Origin of the sequence: Pseudoduganella violaceinigra DSM 15887 (assembly GCF_000425385.1) — a bacterium.
Taxonomy (GTDB): Bacteria; Pseudomonadota; Gammaproteobacteria; order Burkholderiales; family Burkholderiaceae_D; genus Rugamonas; species Rugamonas violaceinigra.
Genome location: NZ_KE384356.1, coordinates 369,525 through 387,330, shown reverse-complemented (window position 1 = coordinate 387,330; position 17,806 = coordinate 369,525). Strand labels below are relative to the sequence as shown.

At 61.6% G+C, this 17,806-nt stretch carries 14 protein-coding genes and 1 pseudogene; 10 read left to right on the top strand and 5 right to left on the bottom strand.

Translation table 11 applies throughout. The features are described from left to right. Positions 1-111 precede the first annotated feature (111 nt). The 4 genes from H597_RS0118400 to H597_RS33415 all read left to right on the top strand — a co-directional run bounded on the left by H597_RS0118400 (position 112) and on the right by H597_RS33415 (position 6,811). The gene (locus H597_RS0118400; RefSeq protein ID WP_028103420.1) at positions 112-996 is read left to right on the top strand and encodes a LysR family transcriptional regulator; all 885 of its coding nucleotides are present in this window, start codon (positions 112-114) and stop codon (positions 994-996) included. A 78-nt stretch (positions 997-1,074) separates the two neighbouring features. Beyond that, positions 1,075-2,217: an agmatine deiminase family protein gene (locus tag H597_RS0118395; protein WP_028103419.1), complete on the top strand. Its 1,143-nt coding sequence runs from the start codon at positions 1,075-1,077 to the stop codon at positions 2,215-2,217. Positions 2,218-2,245: 28 nt separating this feature from the next. Beyond that, the gene (locus H597_RS0118390; protein WP_028103418.1) at positions 2,246-3,355 is read left to right on the top strand and encodes an agmatine deiminase family protein; all 1,110 of its coding nucleotides are present in this window, start codon (positions 2,246-2,248) and stop codon (positions 3,353-3,355) included. 129 nt (positions 3,356-3,484) lie between these two features. Continuing rightward, entirely contained in the window at positions 3,485-6,811 is a 3,327-nt protein-coding gene (locus tag H597_RS33415; RefSeq protein ID WP_028103417.1) for a chemotaxis protein CheB, read from the top strand. Between the two features lie 25 nt (positions 6,812-6,836). On the opposite strand, the gene H597_RS0118380 is transcribed toward H597_RS33415, so the two are convergent. Next, a complete protein-coding gene (locus tag H597_RS0118380; RefSeq protein ID WP_028103416.1) occupies positions 6,837-8,219 on the bottom strand; it encodes a DUF1501 domain-containing protein in 1,383 nt (460 codons plus the stop codon). An 11-nt stretch (positions 8,220-8,230) separates the two neighbouring features. Next, positions 8,231-9,874 carry a DUF1800 domain-containing protein gene (locus H597_RS0118375; RefSeq protein ID WP_083941175.1) on the bottom strand — a complete coding sequence of 548 codons (1,644 nt, stop codon included), beginning with the start codon at positions 9,872-9,874 and terminating at the stop codon, positions 8,231-8,233. Positions 9,875-10,035: 161 nt separating this feature from the next. Here H597_RS0118375 and H597_RS0118370 point away from each other — a divergent pair, with 161 nt between their 5' ends. Further along, the gene (locus tag H597_RS0118370) at positions 10,036-10,791 is read left to right on the top strand and encodes a glucose 1-dehydrogenase (RefSeq protein WP_028103414.1); all 756 of its coding nucleotides are present in this window, start codon (positions 10,036-10,038) and stop codon (positions 10,789-10,791) included. An 82-nt stretch (positions 10,792-10,873) separates the two neighbouring features. Continuing rightward, a complete protein-coding gene (locus H597_RS0118365) occupies positions 10,874-11,575 on the top strand; it encodes a substrate-binding periplasmic protein (protein ID WP_028103413.1) in 702 nt (233 codons plus the stop codon). 4 nt (positions 11,576-11,579) lie between these two features. On the opposite strand, the gene H597_RS0118360 is transcribed toward H597_RS0118365, so the two are convergent. Then, positions 11,580-12,209 (bottom strand): TetR/AcrR family transcriptional regulator, encoded by a 630-nt coding sequence (locus tag H597_RS0118360; protein WP_028103412.1) that lies wholly within the window; start codon positions 12,207-12,209, stop codon positions 11,580-11,582. A gap of 81 nt (positions 12,210-12,290) precedes the next feature. On the opposite strand from H597_RS0118360, the gene H597_RS0118355 reads away from it, so the two are divergent. After that, positions 12,291-12,956: an O-methyltransferase gene (locus H597_RS0118355; protein WP_028103411.1), complete on the top strand. Its 666-nt coding sequence runs from the start codon at positions 12,291-12,293 to the stop codon at positions 12,954-12,956. Here H597_RS0118355 and H597_RS0118350 read toward each other — a convergent pair whose 3' ends face one another. Continuing rightward, a complete protein-coding gene (locus tag H597_RS0118350) occupies positions 12,957-13,742 on the bottom strand; it encodes an SDR family NAD(P)-dependent oxidoreductase (RefSeq protein ID WP_028103410.1) in 786 nt (261 codons plus the stop codon). A gap of 109 nt (positions 13,743-13,851) precedes the next feature. Here H597_RS0118350 and H597_RS0118345 point away from each other — a divergent pair, with 109 nt between their 5' ends. After that, on the top strand, positions 13,852-14,724 hold the full coding sequence (locus H597_RS0118345; protein WP_083941174.1) for a LysR family transcriptional regulator: 873 nt from the start codon (positions 13,852-13,854) through the stop codon (positions 14,722-14,724). Positions 14,725-14,851: 127 nt separating this feature from the next. Here H597_RS0118345 and H597_RS36265 read toward each other — a convergent pair. Continuing rightward, a pseudogene (locus H597_RS36265) lies at positions 14,852-15,139 on the bottom strand (TnsA endonuclease N-terminal domain-containing protein); the annotation flags it as partial. A gap of 788 nt (positions 15,140-15,927) precedes the next feature. Here H597_RS36265 and H597_RS31530 point away from each other — a divergent pair. Together H597_RS31530 and H597_RS33410 are read left to right on the top strand one after the other, a co-directional pair. Further along, positions 15,928-16,713 (top strand): leucine-rich repeat domain-containing protein, encoded by a 786-nt coding sequence (locus tag H597_RS31530; protein WP_051293903.1) that lies wholly within the window; start codon positions 15,928-15,930, stop codon positions 16,711-16,713. A gap of 35 nt (positions 16,714-16,748) precedes the next feature. Then, positions 16,749-17,294 carry a hypothetical protein gene (locus H597_RS33410; RefSeq protein WP_154668160.1) on the top strand — a complete coding sequence of 182 codons (546 nt, stop codon included), beginning with the start codon at positions 16,749-16,751 and terminating at the stop codon, positions 17,292-17,294. Positions 17,295-17,806: the final 512 nt, after the last annotated feature.

The following is a 17,806-nucleotide window of genomic DNA, read 5'->3' as shown; positions in this document are numbered from 1 at the left end:
TGGAGGACATCCTGTCTGGTTATTGTCTTGCTAAGTTCCCCCAAATGCGCGAACAGCGCAATCAAGGTTACATTTTGTAGAATTTGGCGGATAACCATCGGCCGAGCCCACATGCCCAATTCCAGACTGCCTTCTTTCAAGTTCCTGATCGGTTTCGAAGCGGCTGCCCGCCTCGGCAATTATTCGCGCGCGGCGGACGAATTGTGCATATCGCAATCAGCTATCAGCCACCAGATCGCCCAGCTGGAGCAGCAGCTCGGCCAACCCCTGTTCCGCCGCAAAGGGCGGGGCGTGGAGCTGACCGTGGCGGGGCGGCTGCTGCTGGATAGCGTCGGCAAATCGCTGGAGCAGCTGCAGAACGGCCTCAATCGCATCGAAACCTATATGGACGACAGCCTGGCCACCATTGTGTGCCCGGCGCATATCGCCAGTGGCTGGCTGCAGCCGCGCGTCGACCGCCTGCGCGAAGCCCACCCGGCCTTGTGCCCGATCATTTCCATCGACGAAACGGCGCGCTATGTCGACGAGCTCGATGTCGACATCGTCATTACCACCGAACCGCTCAAGCAGCAGGGCCTGCATGAGGAGCCGCTGCTGGCCGACGAACTGGTGGCGGTGTGCACGCCAAGGCTGGTCCCGGCCCCGGATGCGGGCTTGGTATGCATAGAACAGGACTTGACCAGCGACAGGATCGGCCCCTTCATCCGCCAGCATTTTGGCGCCCGCCGCAAGGCGGCAATCTATGACGATCCGCGCCTGGCGCTGGATGCGGCCGTACGCGGGCGCGGCGTGGCCCTGGTGTCGCGCTTGCTGGCCGATGACGCCCTGCGCTCAGGCCAGTTGCAGTTGCTGCCGGGCTATCCCAGCCTGGGCCTGGGGACGGTCTGGATGGCCCGGATTGAAGGCGACACCCGCCTCCCCCTGATCCGGGAAATCTTCGACAGCCTGCTGCATTTTGCCCGGGCAGATGAGCCAATCATGAGCAAGATCGATTGATTCGAGCAAGAAACGTCAATTGTTTGCATGAGTGGCGGTTCGTAGAATCAGACTTTCGAACCGCAACTAACACTCACCATGACAAATCGACGTACTTTCTTACGCCTGGGCGGCCTGGGGCTGGCGGGTGGCCTGCTCTCCGCCTGCGGCGGCGGCGGGGATGGCGGCGGAGATCACGGCGGCTCGGCCCCCGTGATCCCGCAACCAAACCCGCAAGCAAGTAGCTGGCAGATGCCGGACGAAGGCAGCCAGCAACGTGCCGTTTGGATGGCGTTCGCTGCGAAAGAAGCGATTTGGGGTGCCAAGCTGAGCCAGCCGGCGCAGCAGGCCCTGGCCCGCATCGCCAACGCCATCAGCGCCCACCATCCGGTCAAGATGCTGGTCAATCCGGAAGACCTGGCCACCGCGCGCCAGCTGTGCGGCGCCAGCGTGCAGTTGTTTGAACACGCCATCGACGACCTCTGGATGCGCGACACCGGCTGCGTCTTCGTCCGCAATGGGCGCGGCGAACGCGCCGCCCTCAGCTTCAATTTCAACGGCTGGGGCAATAAGCAGGCGCATGCCCGCGACGCCACTGTGGCGGCACGCATGGCCGAGCTCAGCAACGTTCCCCTGCTGCGCAGCCGCCTGGTGATGGAAGGCGGGGGCATCGAGGTCGACGGGCAGGGCACGGCGATCATCACCGAGAGCTGCATGCTCAACGACAACCGCAATCCGGGCGTCGGCAAGGCGGACGCGGAGCAGGAACTCAAGCGCCTGCTGGGCCTGGAGAAGATCCTCTGGCTGCCGGGCATCGCCAACCACGATATCACGGACGGCCACACCGACTTCTACGCGCGCTTCCTCAAGCCCGGCGTGGTGGTCGCGGCGCTGGACAACGACCGCACTTCCTTTGACTACACTGTAACCCGACGCCATATTGAACTACTGCGCACAGCAAGCGACGCCCGCGGCCAGCCGCTGCAAATCATCACACTGGAAACGCCGTCCCAAGTGCGCCCGGCCTATTCGGGCAAGAATTTCGCGGCAGGCTATGTGAACTTCCTGCTGACCGATAAAGCGCTGTTTCTGCCCGAGTTCGGCGACCCGGTAGCCGATACCGCCGCCCGCAACGCGCTGGCGGCGCAGCTGCCGGGCCACCAGATCGTCCAGCTGAATATCGACGCCATTGCCGCCGGTGGCGGCGGCATCCACTGCACGACACAGCAAGAACCTGTTTGACTCACAACCGGCCACCACAGGAGACCATATGCCGACCCGCAGAACCTTCATACAGCAAATCGCCGCAGGCGCCTTACTTGGATTGACCACAGGCGCAGCCAGCGCGCGCGGCGCCGCCGCCGCAGGCAGCTGGACTATGCCCGACGAGCACCTGCCGCAGGAGCGCGTGTTCGTTTCCTATGCGGCATCGAGCGCGGTGTGGAAGGACTGGGCGGGTCCGGTCAACGCTACTGTCGCGCGCCTGGCCCAGGCCATCGCGCGCTACCAGCCGGTGACGGTGTTCTGCCGCCCATCGCAGCTGGCGCAGGCGCAGCGCGATTGCGGATTCACCAATATCGACTACTTCCCCGTGGCGCTGGACGATATCTGGGTGCGCGACTACGGCGGCTGCTTCGTGGTCGACGGCACCGGCAACCTGGGTCTGGTCGACTTCAATTTCAACGGCTGGGGCGGCAAACAGCGCGCCGGCAGCGATACGCGCGTCGCCAAGGCACTGAGCGAAGACCTGGAAGCCAGCTATATCATCAGCTCCCTGGTCGGCGAAGGCGGCGGCATCGAAGTGGATGGCCATGGCACCGGCATCATGACCGAGAGCTGCTGGGTCAACGCCAACCGCAATCCGCGCATGAGCAGGGCCCAGATCGAAGCGGAACTGAAGCTGCGCCTCGGCTTGCGCAAGATCATCTGGCTGCCCGGCATTCGCGACAAGGACATCACCGACGCCCACGTCGACTTCTACGCCCGCTTTGTGCGGCCGGGCCTGGTGGTCGTCAACCGCGACGATGATCCGCAATCGCACGACTATGCCATCACCCGCAAGCACCTGGAGATCTTGAAGAACGCCAGCGACGCCGATGGCCGCCGCCTGGAAATCCACATCCTGCCGCCGCCGGCCAGGCCGCGCAGCAGCCGCTTCAGCGAAGGGAATCCGGATTTCGCCGCAGGCTATATCAACTACCTGCCCATCAACGGCGCCGTGATCGCACCGCAATTCGGCGATACTGAAGCGGACGGCTACTGCCGCGACCTGTTGGCCAAGCTCTACCCGGGCCGCGACATCGTGCAGCTGGATATCGACCCGATCGCCGCGGGCGGCGGCGGCATTCACTGCGTGACCAAGCAGCTGCCGCGGGTATAAGCCCGGTGTGGCCGGCCTGTCACCGCGGTGTGCAAGCCTGCCGGGAGAGCCAGGCAAGGGCAGATTTCCTGCCCGGGGCCGTAGTACCATACTGGGATCAGCCCCCAATAGGCAATGGAAGGGAAACCCATGCCTGGCCATTCGAAGGATATTGTCTGCGTGGTGGAGGTGCCGCTGGTCGCGATCGGCGGATCGGCCGGCAGCGTCGACGCGCTCGTGCAGTTTTTCGAACTCATGCCGGAAAATTGCGGCATAGCATTCCTGGTCGCTGTGCACATTCCCCCCGCCGAGGAAAGCCTGCTGCCGACTTTATTGCAAAGGCGTTGCGCCTTGAAAGTCATGCATGCACGCGACAAGCTCCAGATGGAAGCCAATCATGTGTATGTGATTCCGCCTGGCCAGGTCCTGACCCGCGACAAGGACCGGCTGAAGGTCGAGCCGCTTAATATCGTTGGCGGCAGGGTTGCCGTTATTGACGCGCTGTTCGCTTCCCTTGCGCAAGCCGGACGGGGACAGATCGCCGGGATCCTGCTGTCCGGTGCCGATTCCGACGGCACCGCCGGGCTCGAGACCATCGTCAAGGCCGACGGCCTGGCGCTGGTGCAGGACCCGAAGGAGGCGACGCAGGACATCATGCCCCGTTCGGCGATCAACCGCGGCTGCGCCGACGCGGTCTTACGCGTGGCTGAAATGCCGCAGCGCTTGCTGGCCAATTTCGGCATCGACCTGCCGCTGCGCCAGCCGCCGTCCCACCGCCCGGCCAGCCCAGACCTCTTCTTAACGCTGACGGAAGAGGAATCTGGCCTGGTGCGCGAGGCGGTCGAGGCGCTGCGCCGGCGAACCGGACGCGACTTTTCCTGCCACAGGCCGCTCGTGCTGCTGCGGCACTTGCGGCGGCGCATGGAGTCTACCCATTCAATCCAATCCAGCGATTACCTGAAACTGCTTGAAGCGGATGCGTCTGAACCGGACGCCCTGATCCGCGATCTGCTGGTTTCAGTCACAGAATTTTTCCGCGACCGCGAGGCATTTGCCGCGCTGGCGGCCTATTTGCCCGGACTGTTCGAAGGCAAAGGCGAAGCGGATTTTGTGCGGGTCTGGGTGCCCGCCTGCGCGACGGGCGAGGAAGCCTATTCCATCGCCATGCTGTTGCTGGAACATGCACAGACGCTCGATAAGCCGCCCGGCATTCAGGTATTTGGCTGCGACCTCGACCGCAGTGCCATTGAAACGGCGCGGGCCGGGCTGTACCGGCCCAGCGTGGCGAATCCGGTCGGCCCGGAACGTCTGGTGCGCTTTTTCCAGAAAGAGGCCGCCGGCTACCGGGTCAAGCGCGAGCTGCGCCAGATTGTGCTGTTTGCCGAGCATGACGTGGTATGGGATCCCAACTTCGCCCGCATGGACCTGATCAGCTGCCGCAACCTGCTGATCTACCTCAACCCGGATGGACAACGCCGGATCATCGATATGTTCGACCGGTCGCTGGAGCCGCAAGGCCTGCTGTTCCTTGGGCCGGTGGAGGGGCCGAGAGAGTTCAACAAATCGTTCTTTCCGATCGACGACAAATACCGGATCTTTCGCCGCAGTGGCGATCCCGGACTTGAGAAGCATGGCTACGGCGCCATCGAGCGCTCACTGTCGATCGAGCGGGCCGCGCTTGGCAAGGAAGCGCGGGCGCGTGGCGGCAGGGCAAGCGCCACCCTGAACCAGTTACAAGACCAGCTCGACATACTGCAACAACATCTGCAGGGCATCGGCTTGCAGGATGCCCCGAACACTGCCGACCAGCGCCAGCTCCAGGTCATTACCCACGAACTCCATGCGACGCTGGAGGAACTGGACCTCAACCGGCAGGAGCTGCGTTCGATGAACGCCGAGCTGACTGCCGTCAATGCGGTGCTGAGCGAGAAATTGGGCGAGCTGGAACAGATCAACAGCGACCTCAACAACCTGATGAACGCGGCCTCGATTCCCATCGTCTTCCTCAACCGCGAACTGAAGATCATGCGCTACACGCCACGCGCGCTGGACTTGTTCCGGCTCATTCCTTCCGACATCGGGCGCCCGCTGAGCGACCTGCACGCGGGGCTGGATTATCCGGATTTGATGGCGGACGCGCAGACCGTGCTGGACGGCGGCGATCCGGTCGAGCAGGAAGTGCGCGGATTGGCGGACCAATGGTTTTTCGCACGCATCCTGCCCTGCTATGCCTCGCATGACCGGATCGACGGCGTGGTGCTCACTTTCTTCGATATCACCGAACGGAAGCGGTCGGAAGCGGCGCTGGCGGCATCCGAGCAGAAACTCAGGTCCTTCATCAGCGCGACGTCCGAAATCGTCTACGAAATGAGCGCCGACTGGCTGGAGATGCGCTCACTGGAAGGCAAGAACTTCATCACCACCACGGACATTCCGCGCAGCGACTGGAAGAGTGAATATATCCCCGAGGATGAGATGCCGCGCGTCTGGCTGACCATCCAGCAGGCGATTGCGGGACGCAGCTATTTCCAGCTGGAGCACCGGGTGGTGCGCATCGATGGCAGCATCGGCTGGGTCTTTTCGCGCGCCATACCGGTGCTCGACGATCAAGGCGCCATCGTTAAGTGGTTCGGCACCGCCACCGACATTACCGAGCGGAAGGCCAGCGAGCAAGCCTTGAGCGATTCGGAAGGACAGTTCCGCTCCCTGTTCGATTCCATTGACGAGGGGTTCTGCATTATCGAAGTGCTGTTCGACGCGGAGCAAAAGCCGGTCGATTATCTGTTCCTGCAGATCAACCCTGAAGTCGAGCGCCAGACGGGGATTGAAAACGCCGCGGGACGCTGGATGCGCGAGATCGCACCGAAGCACGAACCGTATTGGTTCGACATGTACGGACGCATCGCACTGACAGGCGAGCCGATGCGCTTCCAGCGCGAGGCCAAGGAACTCAATCGTTTTTACGACGTGAACGCGTTCCGCGTCGGCGCTCCGGAATTGCACCGCGTCGGCATCCTGTTCCGGGACATCAGCGAGCGCAAGCGTTCCGACGATGCCTTGCGCGCCAGCGAGAAAAGACTACGGGAAGCATTCGAGGCCGCAGGACTGGGCTATTTCGAGTGGCTGCCGGAGGAGGGCCGGATCGAGGCCGACGCACGGCTGCCGGCCTTGCTGGGCATGCCGGCCGGCGCCGCCTTGACGCAGGTGGACGCAATGGAAGCCATGATCCATTCCGGCGACCGCGAACGCCATGACGCCGTCGTCCGGCGGGCGTTCGATCCCGATGGCGACGGTATTTTGCGCGAGGAAGTGCGCATGGTCGGCGCGGACGGGATCGAACGCTGGCTGGCGTTCAGCGGCCGCGCCGAATTCGCTGGCGACCCGCGCCGGGCAGTCCGGCTGTCGGGCGTGGCCCGCGACGTGACGGCCCAGCAAAGGGCCCTGGAGGAGCTGCGCGGCAGCGCCGGACCCGCTTGAGAGCGCCCGGCACCTCGGTCCACGCTTACAGGAAGCCCAGGTCGCGCGTGCTGTAGTTGGCCAGGTTGGGCAGCAGCGTCAGCAGCTCGCTATCGCTGGCGCCCAGCCACTTGCCCAGCGTGGCAGCATACTGGTCGACCGAAGTGCTTGGCAGCAAGCGGCCCTGGCCCACATCGTCCGGCCCGTTGTTGGCGACCACCGGCGCGGTGCCGTAGAAGCGCTTGCCTTTGACCGCGCCGCCCATCATGAAGTGCATGCTGCCCCAGCCATGGTCGGAACCGTCGTTGTTGGCCACCAGGGTGCGCCCGAAGTCGGAAGCGGTGAAGCTGGTCACCTTGTCGGCCACGCCCAGTTCCACGGTCGCCTGGTAGAAGGCGGACATGGCGTCGGCCAGTTTGCCCATCAGCACCGGGTGGGTTGCGGCCAGGCTGTCGTGGGTGTCGAAGCCGCCCATCGAGACAAAGAATACCTGGCGCTTGGCGCCCAGGCTGCCGTTCGCCGAGATCATGCGGGCGACCATCTTCAGCTGGTCGCCCAGCGAATTCGATGCCGGGAATACCGTGGTCAGCGCAGGGGCGGTCGCCAGCGCCGAAGTCAGCGCCACGTTGGCATCGACCGAACGGCGTGTCACGCGGTTGTATTCGTTTTCCAGGGAATGCGTGCGCGGCTGGGTGATCAGGGTGCGGAAGGCGTCGGTGGCGGCGGAAGAACCGAACAGCGGCGACTTCAGACCGGAGAACTGCATCGAGCCATTGGGCGAGACCTGGTATTGCGATACCGACTTGCCCGCCATGTAGACGGCGTTGCCGGACACGTTGACGCAGGTGAAGGTGGCATTGCCGTTGGCGGATTCGAACAGGTCGCCCAGGCGCCCGCCCCAGCCCGAACGCGAACCTTCCGGCGCGGAGGATTGCCAGATCGACTGCTGGTCGTTGTGCGAAAACAGCTTGGGCGGCAGCGGTACGGATCTGGCTTGGTATTGCGCCTTGCTCGTCGGCTGGACCAGCGGGCCGACATTCAGCATCACGCCCATATAGCCGGCGTTGAAGATCGGCAGCAGCGGGGAAAGCGCCGGCGCCAGGGCGAAGTCGCGCGCCGCGCCAGTCGAATCCAGCACCGGGGTGCTTGGCGCCAGGGCCGTTGCCGTCAGCGCGTCGCGCGCATAAGCGATGGTGGGGCGCAGCTGCTGGTACAGCGCGTAGTTGGCGGCGTCGTACGGCACCACGGTGTTGGCATAGTCGTTGCCGCCGTACAGGAAGACGCAGACCAGGGCCTTGTAGTCGGTCGCGGTGGCGGCCGCCGCCTCGGCGATGGACATCAGGTTGATCGCCCAGGGGGCGGCCACGCCCGCCACGCCGAGTGCCGATGCGCGCTTGAGGAAGGCGCGGCGCGAAGCTTGAGTAGTCATGGTGGTGGCCTTTATTTCTGGACGATGAATTCGGGGGATGCCATGACCAGCGTGAGCGCCGCATAGATCCGGTTGGAACGCGCGGCATCGGTGCCGGTCGGCATGCTGGAAATGGCATTGCGCAGCAGGGTGACGGTGTCGCCACTCAGCTGGTTGGACGTCAGCACCAGGTTGATCTCGTCGACCAGGGCCGGCACGTTATCGGCCAGCGGCAGCAGCGCGGAGTAATCGGCCTTGACGTCGCCCACACCCCTGCTGATGGCGGACTGCATGTAGTTGACGTAGCCGACCACGCTGGTCTCGTTGACGATCTGGAATTCCGGAGCGGTGATGCCCAGGGCCGGCGGCACATAGCCGGGGCGGAAGAAGTTGAAAACGCTCGGCGAGTGCAGCGGGCTTTGGCCCAGGCGGGACGACGGTTCGCTGGTATTGCCGATGGCCCAGGCGTCGCTTGGGGAGCTGGCGTTATATGCGCGGGCCCAGGCGGTAAAGCGCAGGATGGGTTCGCGCACCTTGCCGAAGCCCGGTGCGGCCAGGTTGGCAGCGGAGCGTGCTTCCGGGTCCAGCAGGATCGCCTTGATGACCGCTTTCAGGTCGCCTTTGACGCCGCTGCCGTTGTTGTTGAACACGGCGGCCACGCGCTCCACATAGGCGGGTGCCGGGTTGCTGGTGACCAGGCGCTGGATCAGCTGTTTCGACACGAATGGCGCCACGTTCGGATGGGCGAAGATGGTGTCGAGCGCCTTGTTCAGGGCCGTGCCGGCATCGACGCCGGCGGCGATCGTGGTACCGAGGAAGGATTTTTCGCCGCTTTCGTACTTGTTGCCGGCCTGGATCATCGGCCGCTTGCGGTATTCCGGCGTGTCGGAGGTGCCGCCGGCAAGGTCGTAGTCCCAGCCGGTGAAGACGCGGGCCAGGCCGGAGATATCGGCCTGCGTGTAGGTTTCCTGGGCGGTGGCCGTGCCGTCCGCGTTCAGTTTCAGCAGGCCGATGGTGAACAGCTGCATGACTTCGCGGGCGTAGTTCTCGTCCGGCATGGAACCGGTTTTCGGATTGGCCTTGGCGTTGCCGCGATAGGTCAGGTACTCGCCCATTGAGGACGAGAGGGTGACCTGCTGCAGCAAGGTGCGGTAGTTGCCGAAGGCGTTGGCCTCCAGGATGTCCATGTAGTAGGCGCCGGTAAAGGCGCGCCAGGAGCCGGTAAAGCCGTCCAGCGAGGCGACCACGATTTCGGACAGGGCCAGCGTCACGCGCTGGCGCAGCGTATCCGGGGAAGCGATCAGCTTGCGCCACAGCGCGGCGTCGATGCCGGCCTGGGAATTCTTGTTTTCCAGGGCGTTGAAGCCCTTGGCCATCAGCCAGTCCCAGCGCGATTGCGAAGCCGGCATGGCCATCTGGTCGTCCAGCCACCTGCTGGTGCCGACGGCCTGCACCTGCTTCATCAGCTCGCGGGTCGTGCCCATCGAGGCCTGGGCCAGGAAACGCGCGGCCTGGCTGTCGGAAACGGGTTCGATGGGCGTTGGCGGGACAGCCGAGGTGCCGCCAGCGCTATCCCCGCCGCTCCCACCGCCGCCGCAGGCGCTCAGCAGGGTTGCGGAAGCCAGTACGGCGGCCAGCTTGGGCGAGCCGTCGCCGTGTTCGATTGTGTCGTCCATTATTACCTCTAGGAAATTTCTTTTGGGGAACAGTATAGCCATAAAAGGCTTGGCGAAACCTATCGTGCGGGGACCCGCCCACTTTTTATTTCGGTCGGACAACGCTTTCCCCCGAAGACTGGCATACTTGTCTTTTTACTCACTAAACGGCAAAGGACACCATGCAACAATTCGAACAAAAGACCGCCCTGATCACCGGCGCTTCATCGGGCATTGGCCTGGCAACGGCACAGGCCCTGCTGGCGCAGGGCGCGCGCCGCGTCTATATCACCGGGCGCGACCAGGCTAAGCTGGCTGCCGCGCAAGCGCAACTGGGCGAGCGCGCCATCGCCCTGGTCGCCGACAGTTCGGACATTGCCAGCCTGGCCGCGCTGCACGGCGAAATCGTCCAGCGCGGCGATCGGCTCGATTTCCTGTTTGCCAATGCCGGTATCGCCTTCTACAACGAGTTCGGCGACACCACCCCGGCCACCTTCGACCGCCTGTTCGATACCAATGTGAAGGGCGTGTTCTTCACGGTGCAGACCTTGCTGCCCCTGATCAACGACGGCGGCGCGATCGTGCTGAATGCCTCCATCGCCGCCAACCTCGGCATGCCGAACCTGAGCCTGTACAACGCGTCCAAGGCCGCCGTACGCTCGTTCGCCCGTTCCTGGGCCAGCGATCTGAAACCGCGCCGCATCCGCGTCAACGCCGTCAGCCCAGGCATGACGCGTACCCCGATCCTGGAAAACGGCCTGGGCCTGGATGAGGCCAAGCTCGAAGGCGTCACGCAAATGCTGGGCGAAACGGCGCCGGCCGGCCGCATGGGCGAAACCGGGGAAATTGCCGCCGCCGTGCTGTTCCTGGCATCGCCCGCTTCCAGCTACGTGAATGGGGTGGAACTTGTGGTCGACGGCGGCTACAGCCAGGTGTAATCAGATTTCCAATTGCTGACTGGTCGATAGGGAACTATCCTGATATCTAGGCTTATGCCGGGATGGTTGGGAGGCCCTGTCGATGCGACGCCGCACAATACTGGGAATGATGCTCGTGGCCGCCCTGCCCGCGATGGCAGGCGAGCAGGTACGCGAAATCAATATCTCCACGCTGGTCGGGAACGATCCGGCCACGGCCGTTGCCGAGCAGATCATGCGGGAGGCCTATCGCCGGATGGGGATTTCGCTGACGGTCCACAAGTTGCCCGGCGAGCGCACCCTGGTCTATGCGAATGAAGGCAAGATGGATGGTGAACTCTACCGTAAGCTGGGCATGGAGCGGGAGTATCCGAACCTTGTCATCGTGCCGGTCCCCTTGCAAACCTACGAGATCGTGATTTTCTCGCACGGCACGTCTTTCGTGGTGAGCGGATGGGAAAGCCTGCGCCCCTATACCCTGGGCTTCACACGCGGTATCAAGATCGTGCATGAAAACACGCATGGCATGCGGATCGAGCCGGTGCCTACCATGGCATTGGCCTTTGAAAAGATGATGGTGGGGCGTACCGACCTTGTATTGGGCAATCGGGCTTCCGGCCTGGCCATTATCAAATCCATGAACCTGGAGGGCATTACCGTGCTGGAACCGGCGCTGGCGTCCTTTCCCGTCTACCACTACCTGCACAAAAAGCATGCATCCATGGTGCCCGAGCTGACGCGCGTGCTACGGGAAATGCTGGCGGACAAAACCATCGAACGGATCCAGAAATCCCCGCTGCCCTGAACGGCTAAGGCGCCAGGCTGGCCATATAGGCGCACAGCATATCGGCCATGGCATCCGCATAGGCCGTGATTTCCGCGTCCGTACGCGGTTCCTCGGAAAACTGCTGGCCGACGGCGGTCAGCGTCGCCATGACCAGGTCGCCCGCCATTTTTCGCACCGGTTCGGTAACGCCGGGCAAAACTTCGTCAATGAAGGCGTGGAACATATGGTCGCCTGCCGCCTGCGCGTCCAAGGCTTCCGGCGCGTCGCGGTAGAAGGGCGCCGCGTCGTTCAGGGCGGTGCGGACCTCCGCTTCTTCGCACTCCGAGCGCACAAAGGCATGAACCAGCAAGCGCAGGCGCGCCAGCGGCGGCTGCGCGGCATCGTGCAGGATCGCATCCAGCATGGCCGCCGTCTGCCGCCATTCGTCGCTTTGCAGGCGGAACAGGATGGACGCCTTGTTGGGAAAGTACTGGTACACCGAGCCGACACTCACCCCGGCGCGCTCCGCCACGCGCGTTGTGGTGAAGCGGCGGATGCCTTCTTTCGCCAAAACCTGAATAGCTGCCTGGAGAATGGCGCGCACCAGCTCGCTGGAACGCTCCTGTTTTGGCTTCCTGCGCGAGGAAATAGGGGGAGTTGGACGGTCGGTCATGAGGGGCGCCGGGAACGCGAATTTAAAATATGAAGAATTCTTCATATTATTCCTTCTCTTACATCAAAAAGGAATCCCCCCATGACTACCCTCACTTCCTTGCCTGTCGCGCCCCTGCTGGAACGCCTGTTTGCCGAATCCGATAACGCCAGGGTACCGGCGCTGGCGGCCTTCGCCGCGCTGCCGCCGACGCAGCGTGCCAGCATCATCAGCAGTAAAACCGGATACCGGGAGATTTACGCGGATTTGAAGGAAGCCGCGCTGCCGGTGTCACGCGAGACCGGCACGCTGCTGTACATGCTGGCGCGCAGCATGAAGGCGCGCACGATCGTCGAATTCGGCACTTCGTTCGGCATTTCGACCCTGCATCTTGCCGCGGCCCTGCGCGACAACGGCGGCGGCCACTTGATCACCACCGAGTTTGAACCGTCCAAGGCGCAGCGCGCTCGGAGCAACCTGGCCGACGGCGGCCTGCTCGAGCTGGTGGAAATCCGCGAAGGCGATGCGCTGGAAACCCTGCGCACCGGCTTGCCGGAGCAGATCGATTTGCTGCTGCTGGACGGCGCCAAGGGCCTGTATTCGGACGTGTTCCGCCTGGTGCAGGACCGCCTGCGTCCCGGCGCCCTGATCGTCGCCGACAACGCCGATTACTGCCCCGAGTACATGACCATGGTGCGCGCGCCGCAAGGCAACTACCTGTCGCTACCGTTCGCGGAAGATGTCGAACTGACCATGAAACTCAGCTGATCAGGACATCACACGGCCGCCTGCAACGTCCAGCGTCGCGCCTGTAATCCAGGCCGAGGCCGAGGACAGCAGGAACAATGCTGCGGCCGCGACATCCTCCGTCTGCCCCAGGCGTCCCAAGGGAAACCCGGCCCGCATGTGCTCCTGTCGTTCGGGAGGAATGCGGGCTGCGGTCCTTTCGGTCAGGATCGCAGAAGGGGAAATGCAATTGACCCTGATGCCGCTGGCGCCAATTTCGGCCGCCAGATGGCGGGTAAGCATAATGACGCCCGCCTTTGCTGCGCCATAAGCTGCCGGCGCGCCCGCCGCCATCCGTCCACCGGCCGACGCCATCGTCACAATGGCCCCGCCGCCGCGCGCCAGCAGGGCGGGCAGGAAGCATTTCAACACGAAGAAGGTGGAGGTCAGGTTCTGGTCCAGACTGGAACGCCAATCCTGTTCGCTGATTTCAGAGAAGGGCATGGGCTTGCTGCTGCCGCCCCCCGCAAACGGGAGCAGGAGTTCAGGCGCGCCCAGTGCGGCGGAGACATTTTCCTGCATTGCCCTCACGGACGACAGGCTGGAGCAATCGGCCGGCGCCGCCATTGCCGTGCCGCCCTGCGCCTGGATGCTGGCGACGACGGCATCAATCGCCGCTTCATCACGACCGTTGACGGCGACCTTCACACCATTGCGCGCCAGCGCCATGCAGGTGGCGGCGCCAATACCGCGCGAACCGCCGGTGACCAGGGCTACCTTGCCACGCAGGTCAGGGTAGGTGGAAATCAGGGAAACAGGGGTGGACATGCTTGCTCTCCGGTTGATGTGCAATGCATGCAGGGTAAGGAAGTTTCAGGCTATATTCCAATCATCAATTATGGGTCTATCCATAAAATTTTTGATGCCTTGGTGACCAATGTCCTACTTGCCTCATCTTCGCTCCTTCCTCGCGGTGTTCCGGCACAACTCGATTTCGCGCGCGGCCACGCAACTGCAACTCACGCAGCCCGCGGTATCGCGCCATATCAAGATTCTTGAATCGCGGCTGAAAACGCCGCTGTTTGTGCGCCTGCCGCGCGGACTGTCACCGACACCCGCCGCCGCCGAACTGGAACGGCAGGCGGCGCCGCACCTTGATGCGCTGGAAGCTTTGCTGGAGAACGGCGTGACGTCGCGCGGCGCATTGGCTGGCATTGTCCACGTGGGCACCAGCAGTGGATTTTCCAGCTTGCTGCTTGCGGCCTTAAGCCCGGTTACCGCGCACGGCATCCGCCTGGATATCCATGCGCTGCCGCCGCCGGGCTTGCTGGCCGCATTAAGCGAGGGGAAAATTGACCTGGCGGTTTGCCTGGCGCGCATTCCACACGCAGGAGTGGAATACACGCTGCTGCATGAAGGCGAACGCCTTCTTGCCTGCTCGCCCGCCTGGCGCGAGCGCCTGCCCAAATCCAGCGCGCCGAAAGGCTTGCCGCTGATCGACCAGCAAGGGCCGGTGCCGCCTTTGCAAGCCTACTGGCGCGATGTGTATGGTGCGGCGGCGGACAAACCGGCCATCGTCGTACCCGACTTTCACGCCGCGATGGAGGCTGCCCTGGCTGGCGCGGGCCTGGCGGTATTGCCGGAATGCCTGTGCCGACAGGCGCTGGACTCGGGCCGGCTCATCGCAGTATCCCAGCCCAGGCGCGCGCCACAGTTTTCGCTTTACCTTGCCCATGCCAAGGGGGCGTCCAAAGGCGAACGTGTGGACCTGTGCCGGCAGCAGTTGCTGGAAGCTGCCAAACGCTGGTAGTCGCCACCTCAGAGGTGCTGCCACTCCATTGCCATTTCCATTCCTGGAGAAATTTCGAAAATGCGGACTTATGGAGCCAGTCCAAGTTGTCCTTGAGGATCGCCCCCATTAACTGGTCGGTCACGATCATCCAGTCTGTGACTCCTTGATCTACCCAAATTGCCCGCTCCAGCTCTAACTTTTCGAGGACCGCCAATCCATTGTTCGGGTCCGACAGTTCGTCCTCGTACTTGCACGTTCTGATCGCAATGCGACGCTTGCCTTGAGCATCGGCCAAAGTGACAGCAAAGTCTGGGGTCACCACAAAGGGAACTTGGGTCCCTACGTACATTGGGTAGCGAATTCCTAATTCGGCTGCGATGTCACGGGCCCGCGCAGTCGGAAATAAAGGGTACTGCTCGCGAATGTCGACCACGTCGCCCAATTGAAAAAAGGGGCGTATGTTACTGGCAGCCTTCTTGCAGCGCTAGAGATACAGACTTCTCAGCGGCTCATTGTGCAGGCACATCGGTGCTAAGCGTGCGACCACTGGGTTGCTGAGTGATCTCACCATCGTCGGCCCGCACTCTGGTTTGTCGCCACCATACAATCAGGTTAGTGCGTCTGCACATTCTCGCAAGGCGTCTCGCCTTTCCCATACTGTGGGATTTCGTGTATTTTTCTAGCGCGCAAGATGCTATTCTGCTGAACATCAGGAGAGGTCGGCAATCTGCTGACTTTCGATTCTTTGAATAATAGGTGCAGGGGTGTTTGGGTGGGGGTTGAGCGGTATAGTTATTTATGGGACGGATCCCAGCCGGGCTGGATATTGCTTCGCATAGATGGGGAGCGTGTTCAGCTAACAATCGAGTTTGCAAACGACGGACCATCAGCACGAGAACTCGGATCCATAAGGAAGGTTGTCCCTGATTTCCAAACGCTGTCTTTAAGCTCTGTTATCGAGCGCATCAAAGGCCAACCATCTCTTCCATTGGGAGAGTTCGAATCTAGCGAGGCTCGCAAACTCGCCCAGTCATGCAAAGACGCCGGTCTTAATGTCGTTCAGCTGGTGAATGAACTCCCGCGGTATTTACTGGTCAATGAATTGACCAAGCGCACATTGTTGATTGAGGACGATGACCTGGCGAGTCGCGTTAAGGATGCGGCGCTTCAACGGCGTATTCCGATACGGCATATTGAAGCTTGACTAGGGAGGCAAGTGCAATGAAATTTAACCGACATGTCTCGCCTATCGAGAACGATGTTCAGGATCGGACCACGGATGCCTGGAAAGCTTTGTGCCGTTATATCGACGAGCTTGAGGCGAGCGGGGCGGAAGAGTTTTCACCGTTAGAGGCACTCGGCCCTAAACTCTACGCTGGCATTTTCACTCTTCCGGAATCGATCGGCAAGCTGAAGCGCGTCACCAAGATTCATCTTTACGGCAGTAAGCTCAAACGCATTCCGCCGGAAATCGGTGAAATGACCGCGTTGACGCACTTCGATGTCTACACTTCGTATGGCTTACGGTGGTTTCCGTACGAACTAACACGGTGCAAGAACCTAGTGCAAAGTCGCGTCAGCACCCGCGTCCTGTATGGCAATTACAAATACCGTCTCCACTTCCCTTGGTTGAAGGGGAATCCAGTCCGTTATCATGGCGACACGGTCAAATGTAGTGTCTGCGGCTGCGAGATCAGCTATGACAAGACTTGGCAATTGTGGATCAGTTTGAAGGTGGGTACCGACGTGCTCCCACTTCTTGTTAACTCATGTTCCAAGCAATGCACGAATTCGCTTCCCACGCCACACTCCAATTATGTGCAGATTGCTCATCGAGGAGGCACATCCGTTGAGCAGCCGTCCGATTCCGATGAGATGACAGTTACGGCCATGCCGCGGCGCCAGGCGAAGCCGGAAAAGGCTGCAGCCATTAGTTATGTCTCCAAGCAAAACGAATCGCAAAAGCTTCCACTACTCAAAGCGATCTGGAAGATTTGGGAAAAGTGAAACGCATTATAGGCCTCTGAACTCATATGCTAGCGATGACGATTTCGTTCCTGGATGGTGACGTATCTGCGTTTGAAAAATCTCTTCTTGTAGGCTCGTCCGTTTCTCGCGACGCTGTATCTGCCAGCGTCGGAATCGTGGTCGGCGGCAGAGAATTCCTGCGAATCGATTTGGCGGAGACCTTCGAATACACCTGCTTCCAAGATGTTCGAATGCTGGGAAACAAGGCGTTTATCGGCTTCGGAGAGCGCTTATTTGTAGTCGACATCACGACGGAGCAGGTGGTCCTCTACAAAATGGCTGGGTATTTTTGTCATCTCTTCGACGCCGAAGAACTCGAGTATGCCGGTAGCGACTTCTCTATTTTGGCGAGTTCCGCATCTGAGGTACTGGCATTCGATCAAAATGGAACGCTGTTTTGGAAGACAGAGGAACTTGGGATTGATGGCGTCATCGTCCACAAGGTCTCTTCAACAGGTATCGAAGGAGACGGAGAGTGGGACCCACCGGACGGATGGGAACCCTTTGTCTTGTCGTCGCGCACAGGCGAGCGCAGCAGCGGCGGCATCGCGCTCAAATAGGAGACATGATGATTGATACTTTCGGCGGCGCGGTGGCAGAGGGCACGGCGGGCCTCAGGCTTTAGAAGGATTGTTATGAATGACAGATGGGAACGAATTCGAGGTGGTCTTTATGGATTGCTCGTCGGTGATGCACTCGGTGTATGCTTGAGGCTATACAAACAATTCAACTGTACTAGCTCAGGCTTGATCTAACATTGCGTGTCAGTTGACAGTTTTCCGCCCCAATGCAGACAGCGGGTCTTGCTGCGCGAATTAATCGCTGCCTAGCCCCGTATCCCATTCAATCTTGCAACGAGCGCATATTGCGCTTTGATTGCCGGTGGACAGAATTGACGATTTACATTTTCGTTTGCAGTTAGGGCAGAGAATGTTTGTTGCGCACACATAAGCGGCAATCATAGCGGCTGGGACTGCGACAAACATTGCTAAGACTGCCAAAGAAAAAGCCTTTGGGTAGTCTGAACGATCAATGAGCAAGCAAGCTCCAACGGCTATTGCGCTGATGACGA

Bases quoted from the DNA above. Each gene is read 5' to 3' on its own strand.
- H597_RS0118370 (WP_028103414.1), top strand. From the start codon at position 10,036: ATGCAACAATTCGAACAAAAGACCGCCCTGATCACCGGCGCTTCATCG.
- H597_RS0118390 (WP_028103418.1), top strand. From the start codon at position 2,246: ATGCCGACCCGCAGAACCTTCATACAGCAAATCGCCGCAGGCGCCTTA.
- H597_RS0118400 (WP_028103420.1), top strand. From the start codon at position 112: ATGCCCAATTCCAGACTGCCTTCTTTCAAGTTCCTGATCGGTTTCGAA.
- H597_RS0118360 (WP_028103412.1), bottom strand. From the start codon at position 12,209: ATGACCGACCGTCCAACTCCCCCTATTTCCTCGCGCAGGAAGCCAAAA.
- H597_RS0118395 (WP_028103419.1), top strand. From the start codon at position 1,075: ATGACAAATCGACGTACTTTCTTACGCCTGGGCGGCCTGGGGCTGGCG.
- H597_RS0118350 (WP_028103410.1), bottom strand. From the start codon at position 13,742: ATGTCCACCCCTGTTTCCCTGATTTCCACCTACCCTGACCTGCGTGGC.
- H597_RS31530 (WP_051293903.1), top strand. From the start codon at position 15,928: ATGAAATTTAACCGACATGTCTCGCCTATCGAGAACGATGTTCAGGAT.
- H597_RS0118375 (WP_083941175.1), bottom strand. From the start codon at position 9,874: ATGGACGACACAATCGAACACGGCGACGGCTCGCCCAAGCTGGCCGCC.
- H597_RS33415 (WP_028103417.1), top strand. From the start codon at position 3,485: ATGCCTGGCCATTCGAAGGATATTGTCTGCGTGGTGGAGGTGCCGCTG.
- H597_RS0118380 (WP_028103416.1), bottom strand. From the start codon at position 8,219: ATGACTACTCAAGCTTCGCGCCGCGCCTTCCTCAAGCGCGCATCGGCA.
- H597_RS33410 (WP_154668160.1), top strand. From the start codon at position 16,749: ATGACGATTTCGTTCCTGGATGGTGACGTATCTGCGTTTGAAAAATCT.
- H597_RS0118365 (WP_028103413.1), top strand. From the start codon at position 10,874: ATGCGACGCCGCACAATACTGGGAATGATGCTCGTGGCCGCCCTGCCC.
- H597_RS0118355 (WP_028103411.1), top strand. From the start codon at position 12,291: ATGACTACCCTCACTTCCTTGCCTGTCGCGCCCCTGCTGGAACGCCTG.
- H597_RS0118345 (WP_083941174.1), top strand. From the start codon at position 13,852: ATGTCCTACTTGCCTCATCTTCGCTCCTTCCTCGCGGTGTTCCGGCAC.